The organism is Candidatus Zixiibacteriota bacterium, from assembly GCA_035574315.1.
Taxonomy (GTDB): Bacteria; Desulfobacterota; Binatia; order UBA9968; family UBA9968; genus DATLYW01.
Window position 1 is genome coordinate 1 of sequence record DATLYW010000021.1, and the last position, 12043, is coordinate 12043.

12 protein-coding genes are annotated in these 12043 nt (G+C 62.9%); 10 read left to right on the forward strand and 2 right to left on the reverse strand.

Annotation, left to right across the window (positions count from 1 at the left end):
* The 8 genes from glnA to VNN77_06190 all read left to right on the forward strand — a co-directional run.
* Window positions 1-145, forward strand: a 145-nt coding sequence (glnA, locus tag VNN77_06155) for a glutamine synthetase (protein HXG50977.1), incomplete at its 5' end; no start/stop codon positions are given.
* A 109-nt stretch (window positions 146-254) separates the two neighbouring features.
* The gene (locus tag VNN77_06160; GenBank protein ID HXG50978.1) at window positions 255-1001 is read left to right on the forward strand and encodes a gamma-glutamyl-gamma-aminobutyrate hydrolase family protein; all 747 of its coding nucleotides are present in this window, start codon (window positions 255-257) and stop codon (window positions 999-1001) included.
* Window positions 1002-1397: 396 nt separating this feature from the next.
* Complete coding sequence (locus VNN77_06165) at window positions 1398-2618, forward strand: outer membrane beta-barrel protein (protein HXG50979.1); 1221 nt, start codon at window positions 1398-1400, stop codon at window positions 2616-2618.
* Window positions 2619-2767: 149 nt separating this feature from the next.
* Window positions 2768-4357, forward strand: a complete 1590-nt coding sequence (locus VNN77_06170; GenBank protein ID HXG50980.1) for a glycosyltransferase family 39 protein — start codon at window positions 2768-2770, stop codon at window positions 4355-4357.
* Window positions 4358-4459: 102 nt separating this feature from the next.
* Complete coding sequence (locus VNN77_06175) at window positions 4460-6088, forward strand: ABC transporter substrate-binding protein (GenBank protein ID HXG50981.1); 1629 nt, start codon at window positions 4460-4462, stop codon at window positions 6086-6088.
* A gap of 33 nt (window positions 6089-6121) precedes the next feature.
* Window positions 6122-7075, forward strand: coding sequence for an ABC transporter permease (locus VNN77_06180; protein HXG50982.1), 954 nt, complete (start codon window positions 6122-6124; stop codon window positions 7073-7075).
* A 94-nt stretch (window positions 7076-7169) separates the two neighbouring features.
* Window positions 7170-8075: an ABC transporter permease gene (locus VNN77_06185; GenBank protein HXG50983.1), complete on the forward strand. Its 906-nt coding sequence runs from the start codon at window positions 7170-7172 to the stop codon at window positions 8073-8075.
* Between the two features lie 59 nt (window positions 8076-8134).
* Window positions 8135-8602: a hypothetical protein gene (locus tag VNN77_06190; protein ID HXG50984.1), complete on the forward strand. Its 468-nt coding sequence runs from the start codon at window positions 8135-8137 to the stop codon at window positions 8600-8602.
* 20 nt (window positions 8603-8622) lie between these two features.
* Here VNN77_06190 and VNN77_06195 read toward each other — a convergent pair whose 3' ends face one another.
* Together VNN77_06195 and VNN77_06200 are read right to left on the reverse strand one after the other, a co-directional pair.
* Window positions 8623-9648, reverse strand: a complete 1026-nt coding sequence (locus VNN77_06195) for a tripartite tricarboxylate transporter substrate-binding protein (GenBank protein ID HXG50985.1) — start codon at window positions 9646-9648, stop codon at window positions 8623-8625.
* Between the two features lie 32 nt (window positions 9649-9680).
* The gene (locus VNN77_06200) at window positions 9681-10700 is read right to left on the reverse strand and encodes a tripartite tricarboxylate transporter substrate-binding protein (GenBank protein ID HXG50986.1); all 1020 of its coding nucleotides are present in this window, start codon (window positions 10698-10700) and stop codon (window positions 9681-9683) included.
* A gap of 333 nt (window positions 10701-11033) precedes the next feature.
* Here VNN77_06200 and VNN77_06205 point away from each other — a divergent pair, with 333 nt between their 5' ends.
* Window positions 11034-11720, forward strand: coding sequence for a YggS family pyridoxal phosphate-dependent enzyme (locus VNN77_06205; GenBank protein HXG50987.1), 687 nt, complete (start codon window positions 11034-11036; stop codon window positions 11718-11720).
* Window positions 11721-11731: 11 nt separating this feature from the next.
* Complete coding sequence (locus VNN77_06210; GenBank protein HXG50988.1) at window positions 11732-12040, forward strand: YggT family protein; 309 nt, start codon at window positions 11732-11734, stop codon at window positions 12038-12040.
* The last annotated feature ends 3 nt before the right edge of the window (window positions 12041-12043 follow it).

Sequence of the window (12043 nt, forward strand, 5' to 3'; positions counted from 1 at the left end):
GAAGGATCACGAGTTCCTGCTGCGCGGGGATGTCTTCACCAAGGACGTCATCGAGACCTGGCTCGACTACAAACGCAAAAAAGAAGTCGACGCCATCCGCATGAGACCCCACCCCTGGGAGTTCGCCCTGTACTTCGATATCTGAAGTAGGACGGAACAGATAGGAGCGAGCACTGAGCAGTCTGACTGGAGACCATTCCGCTGGCGAAGCGCTTCATCCTCAGCGCTCATTACTCTCGTGAGCGAGGGACCGCATGGAAGAGGTCCTGGTTTTTCAGCACGATCCGTTTGAGGACCTGGGAGTTTTTGCGGAGATACTGGAGAAGCAGCGCGCGCGTTACCGGGTCATCCAGCTTTTTAACGGGGAAATGCCCGCGGAGAATTGGGAGCGTGTCCGGGCGCTAATCGTTCTCGGCGGGCCGATGAGTGCGGACGACGAAGATCGGTTCCCGTTTCTTCGCTGGGAAAAAAGAATAATCCGCGCTGCTATCGACGAAGCGGTTCCGATCCTGGGAGTTTGCCTAGGAGCTCAACTGATCGCGAACGCGCTCGGCACCGTCACTTATCACGGGCGTCTCAAAGAAATCGGCTGGAGCCCGATTTTCCTGACTCCTCACGGGCAGGTGGACTCGCTCCTGGGGTACCTGCCGGAGACCGCGACCGTTTTTCAATGGCATGACGACTCTTTCGAGCTGCCTTCGGGCGCCGTCAGGCTGGCTTCCTCGGCCCACTACGAGAACCAGGCTTTCCGTCTGGGAAAATCCGTTTACGGCTTGCAGTTCCACCTGGAGGTGACGCCGCGAACCGTGGAAAGATGGGTCGAACAGCGGTCGAAGGACCTCGCCGCCGCGCCCTACGTTCTGCGGGAAAAAATTCTGGCGGACACACCGAGCTACGCGCCCGCCCTGAAGTACTACGCCGACCGTTTTCTGTCCGAGTTCATCCGGAGGATGTCGCGGAGGGGGCCTCAGCGCGGAGACGGCGGACAGGCGGTTGCATGAGGCCCCCTGCCCGTGCGCGGATCCGGACACCAGCTAGCCGAAGCAGCCGGAGCCCCGACAGGGGAAGAGTCCAAAGGGGCGCGGTGGTTTGCTCGCGCGAAGCTTGAGCGGGCGCTGACCGCATGGAGGCACGACGGCGAAAGTCTACGATCCCGGAAACGCCGCCAAAAGCGCCTGCTGAAAATTTGACCAGCCGGCTGCCCAAGGCGCGAGCAGCCGGCTGAGCGCGAGTCGACCCTGAGAAAAAGCCTTTTACAATCGAAGAGGTGGAAGCGTTCGAAAAGGCCCGTTGCTGGCACTTTTATTGCTATTTGCGCGAGGAAAATTTCTCAATCCGTGGAAGCCCCGGCAAGCAAGGTCTTGTCGGTCGGGTTACGGAGCAGGGGGAGGTCGTCCATGACAAAGACGTTGGTAGGCGCACTGTTCCTGGTGGGGTGCGTGGCTTTGGTTCGGGGAGAACTTTACGCCCAGGAAGACAAGCCGCTCGGTCCAGGCTGGCTTGGCCTTGACGGCAGCGTTGGGCTGCTCGACAGAAAAGTGGCCGAAAGCAAATCGGCGATCGAGAGAGCGCTGGGAATCGGCATCAGCGGTTTTTTGGACACCAGCTACACCTGGAGTTCGAATCATCCGCGAAGCCCGGCCAACATCAGCGGCAGGTATTTCGACAAGGACCACGACAAGGTCGTCTTCAACTACCTTCACCTCGCGGTTGAAAAACCGGAAAAAGACTGGGGAGTCGGCTTTCGCATTTCGGGGGACTTCGGCCGCGGCGGCGAGCTCTTGCGTGAGGCGACGTTGTGGGGCAATCGCCTCCAGGACGAACCTTCGGCGGAGCTGCGCGAGGCCTATCTCACCACAACGATTCCCCTGGGGGCCGGGCTCGGGGTCAAGGGCGGCCTGTTCGTGACGACTCACGGCACGGAGATTCTGCCGAACCCCGGGGCGTACAACGACAACATCTCTCGTTCCTTGCTGTTCAACTTCGGTATTCCGTTCCGGCATCTCGGCATGCTCTTGACCTATCCCGTCCATAAGATTTTCTCGGTCAACGGCGGCGTGGTGACGGGTTGGGACAACCCGAACGACAACAACGGTCAGCCCTCGGCGATGTGGGGGTTCAGCCTCACGCCGCTCGATCAGTTCGCCCTGGTGAGCAACTTCATGTACGGACCCGAGCAGTTCCACAACAGCGGCAACAAGCGCTTCACGATGAGCCACGTGGCGACGATCAAGCCGTTCGATCCGCTGGCTGTCACCGTCGAATATACCTACGGGCACGAAGAAAAAGCCTCCCTGGGGGGGACACGCGACGCGACGTGGCAAGGCGTGGCTGGCATCGTTTCCTATGGGTGGACGGATCGTTTCTCGACCGCGCTGCGCGGCGAGGTCTTCCGGGACCGCGACGGGACGCGCCTGCTCGGCGATTTCTTCGGAACCCACGCGGATCAAACGCTGGGCGAAGTAACGCTGACGGGGTCTTACAAATTCACCAAGATGCTGCTCGGCCGGCTCGAGTACCGCCAGGACTGGGCGGACACGCGTTTCTTCAAAAAGCGCGCCACCTCCGCTGACAAGAGCCAGGGAACGATCGCGGCGCAGCTCATCTACACGTTCTGACCTCAGGCGCGATCTCCTTCGCGCGTGAACGGGGAACGGCTCGCAGGCTGTTCCCCGTTTTTTTGGTGGTCGATCCGCCATGCGCCGGCAGGCGCTGGAAATGTCGGTTCTGGGCTGCTAAAGCCTCCTGGAGGCGCCTCGCCGACGTTATGAATTTTCTTCCTCGATCCTACGCGGTACGCCTGCTCGTGCTGGCCGTGCTCCTCTACCTTCCCGGTCTGGGGAGCCGGGACTTCTGGGCGCCGGTGGAGCCGCGCTACGCGGAGATCGCGCGCGTCATGTTCGCCAGAAGCGAATGGCTCGTTCCGACGGTGAACGGGGACCTCTACACCGACAAGCCGATCCTCTACTTCTGGCTCGTCCTGGTTGCCTCGAAAATCGCGGGTGGCGTGAGCGAGTGGACTGTTCGCCTCCCGGCGGCAATGGGGGGAGTGGGGCTGGTTCTGGCCACGTATCTTTTCGGGCGCGATTTTTTTTCTCCCAGGCGAGGCTTCATCGCCGGAGCCGTCGTCGGTACCGCGTTCCGTGTTCTCTGGGAAGCTCGTTGGGCGCACGTGGACATGCTCTTCGTTTGCTTGTTCGCCGGCGCCATGCTCTTCGCCGCGCGCAGTCTCTTTCTGAGAGGCAGCCCGTCGGAGCTGCTCGGGGCCTACGCGCTGATGGGGCTGGCCACGCTGACCAAGGGGCTGATCGGCATCGTCCTTCCCGCTTTGATCGGCGTCTTGTTCATCGTCGTCAGCCGCGACTGGTCGCTTCTGCGAAGGCTTCGGATTCCGGCAGGTCTGGCCGTCTTTCTGCTGGTCTCCGCCCCCTGGTTCCTGATGGTCAACGCCGCGACGGAAGGCCGCTGGCTCGCCGACTTCATTTACATCCATCATGTTCAGCGCTACACCGCCGGTGCCGGCCATCGCCAACCGTTCTATTATTATCTGACGACGCTGCCGGTCGATTTTCTCCCCTGGACGGTGCTCGCTGTCCCGGCGCTGTGGGCGTACCGAAGGGAGCCGATCAGGGAAAAGCCCGTTTTGTTGTTCCTCGTTTGCTGGTTCGCGGCCGTTTTCGGCTTCTTCAGCCTTTCCGATACCAAACGCGACCTCTACCTCTTGCCGCTCTTTCCCCCGGTTGCGCTGCTAGTGGCGAGCTACATCGATGACCTCGCCGAGCGGCGGCTGCCACAGGACGGGCTGTTCCGGGCGCTCGTTTCCCCCTTCTCCCACCTCGTCTGGGTCACCGGCGCAGCGCTGCCGTTCGTCGCCTGGGCGGTCCGACCGGATGCCCTGCGGGCGGCGATCCCGGCCGGTGCCGTCCTGCTCGTCGGCGGATTGGGCGCGGCTCACAGCGCCCGCGCGCGCGACGCGGAGAATCTCTTCCGTGTGGTGACGCTGCTGATGTCCTCGCTTCTCCTGACTGCCTCGGCGGCGGCGATTCCCTATCTCGAGCAGTTCAAGTCGCGGCGACCGTTCTCGGTGGAGGTCAGGGCGATGGTGCCGCCCGCGGCGCCGTTGCTCGTCTACGCCGATACGATGAACGACTTCAACTACTACACCGGAAGGGAGGTGATCGAGGTGGTAAGATCGCCGGCGGAGGTCGAAAAGCTGCTTTCCGCGCCTTTTCCCGTCTACCTTCTCATCAAGGACCGCGACCTTAAAAAGCTCGGCATTCCCATGGAAGGCAGGGTGGTTGCCGGTAGCGCAGTGGGAGGCACCGCCTGGAGTCTCCTCAAGCTCGGTGCCCGCTGAGACGCCGTTGACACGCGGAAAAAGCTGGCGTAGCTGTAGGGGCGCAAGGCATTCCGGCGAGTCGCAAGTACCGGCAGGTCTAGAACCTTCAGAGGAGGTTTTATGGCAATCCGGCTGTTCTTCAAGCGGGCGAATGCTGTCCGGGCCGGGGCCCTTCCGGTCGCGGTCATTGTTTGGGCGGGGCTGACTGCCGGACCTTCGGCGTTCGCCGCGGAGAAGCCGCGCGCCGGCAGCAATCTGGTTTTCGCCGTCGGCGGCACTCCCCCCTCGTTCGACGGCCATCGCGAGACCACCTTCGCGATGCTTCATCCGGTCGCCCCGCATTACAGCACGCTGCTTCGCTTCGACCCCCAGAGTTATCCTAAAATCGTCGGTGACGTCGCGGAAAGCTGGACGGTGTCCAAAGACGGTCTCGTCTACACCTTCAAGATCCGGCGCAACGTCAAGTTTCACGACGGCAGCCAGCTTACCGCCAGGGACGTCAAGGCGACGTACGACAAAATCATCTTTCCACCGGCCGGAGTGGCGAGCGCGCGGCAAGCCTCCTACGCCGTCGTTCAGGAGATCGAGACGCCCGACATTTACACCGTGATGTTCCGCCTCAAACAGGCGTCGGCGTCATTCCTGGCCAATCTGGCATCTCCCTGGAACTTCATCTACAAGGCCGACATTCTCGTCAGGGATCCGCGCTGGTACGAAAAGAACATCATGGGATCCGGCCCCTTCGTGTTCGTCGAGCACGTGCCGGGCTCCCATTGGGTCGGGAAGAAGAATCCCGATTATTTCATGAAGGGCCGGCCCTATCTGGACGGCTACCGGGCGATTTTCATTCGCGACACGGCGCCGCGTGTGGCCGCGATTCGCAGCGGCCAGGCGCTGATCGAGTTCCGGGGATTCAGTCCAGCCGCTCGCGACGACATCATGAAAACCCTCGGGAACAAGGGCGTGGTCCAGGAAAGCCCGTGGATCTGTAATCTCACCGTCACGATCAACAACGAAAAGAAGCCGTTCGACGATCCCCGCGTGCGGCGCGCGCTCACGCTGGCGATCGACCGGCGCCTGGCGTCCAAGGCGCTTTCGAAAATCTCGCTCGCCAAGTACGTCGGCGGCCTTTTCCGGCCGGGGTCGGAGTTTGCCGCTTCCGACGCGGAACTCAAGAAGCTAGCGGGTTTCGGCGACAACATCGAGGGGGCGCGAAAAGAGGCGCGCCGGCTGCTCAAGGAGGCGGGCGTCCCGGAAGGGTTTTCGTTTTCGCTCAAGAACCGCAACGTCAAGGAGCCCTATGAGGTCACCGGCGTTTTCGTCATCGACCAGTGGCGCCAGATCGGGCTCAACGTCAACCACATCCAACAGGAGGGGGGGCCGTACTTCGACGATTTCCGCCAGGGGAATTACGACGCGGGTATCGACTTCGCGTGCGACTTCATGGATGAGCCGGACCTGCAGCTCATCAAGTTCTTGAGCAGCGACAAGAGCACGCTCAACTACGCGCGCTACAAGGATCCGGTCCTCGACGATCTCTACGAAAAGCAGAGCCGGGAAACCCATCCCAAGAAGCGGCTGGCGTTGCTCCGGCAGTTCGAAAAGCGGGTGCTGGACGAGAGGGCTTACCAGTTCCACATCCTTTGGTGGCAGCGGCTGGTGCCGCACTGGGCGAAAGTCAAGGGCTGGAAAATAACCCCGAGCCACTACCTCAATCAGGATCTGAGGGACGTCTGGCTGGCGGAATAGGCGAAAGCTCGCCGCGGTTCCACCCTTGCGGTCATGGTCCGCTATCTGCTGCGACGGTTGCTCCTGATGATTCCGACCCTGCTGGGTGTGGCCGCGCTCGTGTTTATCATGATCCGGATCGTGCCTGGCGACATCGTCGAACTGAAGTATGCCGGGCAGGGAGCCTACGCGCCGCGGGAGGCGATCGAGCGCGAGCGCGCGCAACTCGGCCTGGACAAGCCGTTGTGGCACCAGTTCTCGACATGGATCTGGGGAATGGCGCGGTTGGATTTCGGGCAGTCGATGTGGACGGGCCGGCCGATCGCGCACGAGATCGGCATCCGGCTGGAGCTGAGCCTGCAGCTGGCCTTGATGGCGACGCTGATCGCCGTCTTGATCGCGGTGCCGCTGGGCACGATTGCGGCGGTCAAACAGGATACCTGGATCGATTATTGCGCGCGGGTGTTTTCCATCGCGGGCCTGGCCGTCCCGTCGTTCTGGCTCGGAATCTTGATGATCCTCGGCTTCGTTCTGTACTTTCGCTGGCTGCCGCCGCTCACGTTCACGTCGTTCTGGGTCGATCCGGTCGCCAACCTGTCGCAGATGATCTGGCCGGCGATCGCGGTCGGCTATCGCTACTCGGCCGTGGCTACCCGGATGACGCGTTCGGCGCTTCTGGAGTCGCTGGGAGAAGACTACGTTCGTACCGCGCGCGCCAAGGGAGTCTGGGAGCCGAGGGTCATCGCGCGGCACGCGCTCAAGAACGCGATCCTTCCCGTCATTACGGTCATCGGTCTGGAATTCGCCTTTCTCGTCGGCGGTCTGGTCGTCACGGAGCAGGTCTTCAATCTGAACGGGATCGGCAAGCTGTTCGTCGAGGCCATCAGCCAGCGCGATTACACGATGGTGCAGAGCCTCGTGCTGCTGACCTCGGCCGTGTTCATCGTCGTGAACTTCGCGGTCGATTTGGTCAACGCCTGTCTCGACCCTCGGGTCCGCTACCAGTGAAGGCTCCGAGTCAGGGAGCTTGCCGGATCGCCCGGCCGCGTGCAGGCCGAACCGTCGGCTCGGTGCCGGAGCGGCTCGAGTTCCACGAAAGCTTTTGCAGCGACCCGCAAAAATAGCCGGCCCCAGGCCGCTCGTTCTTCCGCTGATCTCGCGGCTGGACCGGAGCCTGGAAGCGTCTTTCCAGTTCGCCCGCCGGCGGCCGCTCGGCGCGGTCGGGGCGGCGATCATCGGCATGATGGTCTTGAGCGCGCTATCCGCCGGGCTGATCTCGCCCTACGACCCCTTGGCGACCGACTACGGCGCGATGCTGCAGGCTCCTTCGGCGGCACACTGGTTCGGCACCGATTCGTTCGGCCGCGACGTGTTGTCGCGCATCATCTACGGCTCGCGAACAGCGCTGTGGGTGGGGTTCGTCTCCTCGCTTCTCGGGGCGACCATCGGCGCGGTCATCGGAGTGTCGAGCGCCTATTTCGGCGGCAAGGTCGATCTCGTCGTGCAGCGCTTCATGGACCTGCTCCTGTCATTTCCGCTCATCATGCTCGCTCTGGTCATCGTTTCGGTTCTAGGCACCGGCACCACCAACGTCATCATCGCGATCACGATTCCGATGGTGCCGCGGTGCGCGCTCGTCGTGCGCAGCAGCGCTCTTCGGCTGCGGGAGCTGCCGTTCATCGAGGCCGCGCGGGCGTTGGGCTTCGGCCCGGTACGCATCATCGCGCGCCACATGCTGCCGAACGTGGTCGCGCCGTACCTGATCATGCTCACCTCATTTCTCGGCCAGGCGATCCTGCTCGAGGCCTCCCTGTCGTTTTTGGGTCTCGGTGTCGCCGAGCCCGAGCCGGCCTGGGGGCTCATGCTGCGCGGGGCGGCGGTCGAGTTCGCCGAGCGCGCCCCGTGGATGGCCCTTTACCCGGGACTGGCTCTGAGCTTGGCGGTTTTCGCCTTCAACCTGTTCGGCGATTCCCTGCGAGACGCGCTCGATCCCAAGCTCCGGCTTTAGCCCGGCCGTCGCGGGGTCGTCGGTTGCTGGCGTTGTTCGAGGGAAACCGGTACGCTGGAATGGATCACCCAGACCTCCAGGAATGTCCCGTGCGACCGCGCAACGTGTACAAGGTGGCTTTCGGAACGGTGGCCCTGGCGGCAGGGATCTACCTGGGGTGGCGCGCGTGGAGCTATCCGGTTGCACCTCTCGACCCCAGCTCGGCTGAGCATCTGGCGGAGGTGGCCGCGGAAATCAACCGCCAGGTTCCGATGATGATCGATCCGGAGACCGAGCTGCTGCCGGTCCAGAGCGCCGAGGGGCTGCTCGTCTACAACTACCGGCTCGTGGGTTATTCCGCGGCCCAGCTCGACGCTGCGAAATTCGCTGCGGGAGCGAGGCGGCGCGTGGTTCAAGGGGCGTGCACCACCCCGCAGACGCGCGAGGATTTTCTCGACAAGGGCGTAACGCTGCGCTACGCCTACTTCGACAGGGATCGCCGCCCGATCGCAGCCGTCGACGTCAAGCCGTCCGACTGCGACCCCTGAAGGCGCCGGCTTGCAACCGGCTACTTCAGGATCTCCTTGGCCTTGGGTATCAGCGTCGGATCGAGATTGAATATCTCCTTGACGTTTCGCTCCAGCTCGACACCGTCCAGTGGATTGATATCCAGCTTGGACTTCTTCGCCTCGGCCAGGAACTCTTTGTCCTTCATGACCTCCATGAAGGCCTTCTGAAGGATCGCCACCCGATCCTTAGGCGTCCCCGGAGGCAGCACGTAGGGCCGCGCGGCGGGGCCGACGCTGTGCACGAGCGCGCGGATGAGCTTTCGGGCCTCTTCGGTCTTGGCGTAGCTGATGACGAGGGGAACTTTCGGAAGGTCGGGATGTGGCTTGCCTACGGTTTGGGCGATGATGCGGAGGTCGCCCGAGTCGAGCTCGTTGCGCCAGGTCGCCCGGAAAGACTCCCACGCGTTGCATACTCCCTGGATCTCGCCGCTGTTGTAGGCGAGCCGGATGTCCGCCGTCCCCTTGTAGCCGGACACCAGCTGGGCGGGAAGACCGATCGTTGCGATCAGCACCTTGGGGATATCGTCCGTCGCCGACCCCGCTCCCACTCCGCCGAGCTTGATCGTGGTCTTCCCGGCCAGCCACTGCTCCATGGTCGCGATACCGGCCTTTCGCGAGATCCCGAGCATGTAGTTGTCCTGCGTCGGCACCCCGATGTACTCGAACTTTGCGGCATCGAACTCGATACCGGGCTTGCCCAGGAGCTGCTGCAGGAACAGGCCGCCGATAAAGTGCCCGATCGTAAGGCCGTCGGGCTTCGCGACCTTGTAAACGTGGTTGGCGGCGATGAGAAAGCCTGCCCCGGGCATGTTTTCGACGGCCACCGCCGGGTTGCCGGGAATGTATCTCCCGATATGGCGCGCGATGGTGCGCGAGTAGGTGTCATATCCGCCGCCGGCCGAAGCTCCGACGATGATCCGGATCGTCTTGCCGGCGTAGAACGAGTCCTGAGCCAGCGCCGATGCGGCGAAAAAACCGGGAACCAGCAACCACGTCGCGAACCAGCGAAAGATGTTGGCAGACACGTCTCCTCCCCAGCTTGGTTTTTGAAACGCTCTTACTTCAGGATCTCCTTCAGTTGACTGACCAGATCCGGGCTCATCTTGAACAGGGCGGCGATGATTCTGTCGATCTCGTCCCCGCTCAGCGGGTCGAGGTCCAGCTTCGATTTTCGCGCGTCGGCGATGAAGTCGCGATCCTTCATGGTTTCGGCGAAGGCCCGGCGCAGCAGCTCGAGGCGGTCCTTGGGCGTTCCGGGAGCCACGGCGTACAGGCGCGTGATCATCGCGGGATCGTGCCCGCCGAATTTCAGCAACTGCCGTGCGTTCTCGTTGGGCGCGAAGTCAATGGCGTTGGGAACCTTGGCCAGCTCGGGGTGAGGCTTGGGATTCACCTGCAGGACGATGACGACGTTGCCGGCGTCGAGTCCTTGTCGCCAGATCGACTTGATCGACTCCCATTGCCAGCAACCTCCCGCGACCTCTCCCGCTTCGGCCGCCAGCCGAATCTCGGCGGTTCCCTTGTAGCCGGCAACCAGCTGAATCGGCAGATTGAGGGCGGCCTGAAGCAACTTGGCCGTGTTGTAGGTCGTGTCGCCGGGGGCCACGCCCCCGAGCTTGACCGGAGTTTTGGCGCCTCGCAGCCGCTCGAAGCTGGTGATCCCGCTCGCCTTGGTAAACGCGCAGGCGACGTTGTCCTGCGTCGGGCTGCCGAGATAGCCGAACCGGCGGGCGTCGAATTCGATGCCGGGCTTGCCGATGATCTGGTTGATAACCTGATTACCGTGGAAGTTGAGGATAGTGAGCCCGTCGGGTTTCGCGACCTTGTAAACGTGGTTGGCCGCGACGAGGCTCGCGGCGCCGGTCATGTTCTCCACGACCACGGTCGGATTTCCCGGAAGGTGCTTGCCGAGGTGGCGTGCGATCACCCGCGAGTAAGTATCGAACCCGCCGCCGGCCGAAAATCCAACGATCAGCCGGATCGACTTCCCCTCGTAAAACGGCGCAGCAGCCTGCGCGCTTCGAACCAACAGGCCGGTCATCAACGCGGTTGCAGCAATCGTAGCCCATCTTGCCATCGTATCGACTCCTTTTTGGCGCTCGGGCCGAGACCTTCCGACCGCGGTCAACGGGGCGGTACCTCCCGGGCCGCCGCCGATTCCCGCTCGCAAGCCGTATCCCGGCTCCCGGCTCAACGAGAACTTTCATTGTGGTCTTCGGGCAGCCCTTCTCCGAACCGCAAACCAGAAGCTCTTCAGCCGATCAGACGGCATACTAACTATAGAAATGCCGGTCCTGTCAATGGCCGGGAAGGCTCACGGGCGATCCGGGGCGCCCCCGAGCCCGTCTTCGTCTCGGTACCCTGCGGCTGGCATGAATTCTCGCGCCGGATATGATAAGCAGGCTCAGCAATGGTCGATGTCGCCGCCAACTATCGCAGGATCGTCGAGCGGATCGGCGAGGCGGCTGCGAGGTGCGGCAGAAAGCCTGAGGAGATCCGGCTCCTGGCTGCGGCGAAATCGCAGAGCGCGGAAGCGGTTCAGGCGGCGATCGCCGCGGGGGTCACCCTGGTCGGGGAGAACTACGTCCAGGAGGCGCAGCAGAAGAAGCGTCAGGTCCAGGGGCCTGTCGAGTGGCATATGATCGGCCACCTGCAGCGCAACAAGGCGAAGGCGGCGGTAGAGGTCTTCGATGTGATCGAGACGCTCGACAGCGTCGCGCTGGCGCGCCGGCTCGACGAGGAGGGGCGAAAACGGGGTCGAGTCGTGCGGACCTACGTCGAAGTAAACCTCGGGGGCGAGCCGAGCAAGTCGGGTATTGCCAAGGACGAGGTGCCCCGGTTGCTAGAGGAAGCCGGCTCCCTGGAGTTTCTCGCCGTAATCGGTCTGATGACGGTACCGCCTTTCAGGGAGGACCCCGAGCAGGTCCGCCCGTATTTCCGCGAGCTGCGGGAGCTCAGGGCCCGGCTGGCGGAGCGCTTCTTGCGCCATGATCTGCGTGAGCTTTCGATGGGAATGACGCACGACTACGTGATCGCCGTCGAAGAGGGAGCGACCATCGTGCGGATCGGTACGGGACTGTTCGGGCCGCGTCCTTGACCGGCCGTCGTATGTTTATTATCGCTAATCTTCTGGTTGCCATCGCCCAGGTGCTAGACTACGTCCTGTGGGCGTACATCTGGATTCTGATCGGGCGGGTGATCGTTTCTTGGGTGAATGCCGATCCCTACAATCCGCTCGTGCGCTTTCTTTACAGCGCGACGGAACCCGTCCTGGAGCGGGTGCGCCGCATCGCACCGGTGTACGCCGGAGGCTTCGACCTGTCGCCCATCCTGGTCTGGATCGCCGTGATCTTCATCCAGCAGTTCGTGGTGCGCTCGCTCTACGACCTGGCGCGCGTCCTGGGCTCGGGCATGTGAGGG

Coding starts and splice junctions, on each gene's coding strand:
- VNN77_06210 (HXG50988.1), top strand. CDS start 11,732: ATGTTTATTATCGCTAATCTTCTGGTTGCCATCGCCCAGGTGCTAGAC.
- VNN77_06170 (HXG50980.1), top strand. CDS start 2,768: ATGAATTTTCTTCCTCGATCCTACGCGGTACGCCTGCTCGTGCTGGCC.
- VNN77_06180 (HXG50982.1), top strand. CDS start 6,122: ATGGTCCGCTATCTGCTGCGACGGTTGCTCCTGATGATTCCGACCCTG.
- VNN77_06175 (HXG50981.1), top strand. CDS start 4,460: ATGGCAATCCGGCTGTTCTTCAAGCGGGCGAATGCTGTCCGGGCCGGG.
- VNN77_06190 (HXG50984.1), top strand. CDS start 8,135: ATGGATCACCCAGACCTCCAGGAATGTCCCGTGCGACCGCGCAACGTG.
- VNN77_06205 (HXG50987.1), top strand. CDS start 11,034: ATGGTCGATGTCGCCGCCAACTATCGCAGGATCGTCGAGCGGATCGGC.
- VNN77_06160 (HXG50978.1), top strand. CDS start 255: ATGGAAGAGGTCCTGGTTTTTCAGCACGATCCGTTTGAGGACCTGGGA.
- VNN77_06165 (HXG50979.1), top strand. CDS start 1,398: ATGACAAAGACGTTGGTAGGCGCACTGTTCCTGGTGGGGTGCGTGGCT.
- VNN77_06200 (HXG50986.1), bottom strand. CDS start 10,700: ATGGCAAGATGGGCTACGATTGCTGCAACCGCGTTGATGACCGGCCTG.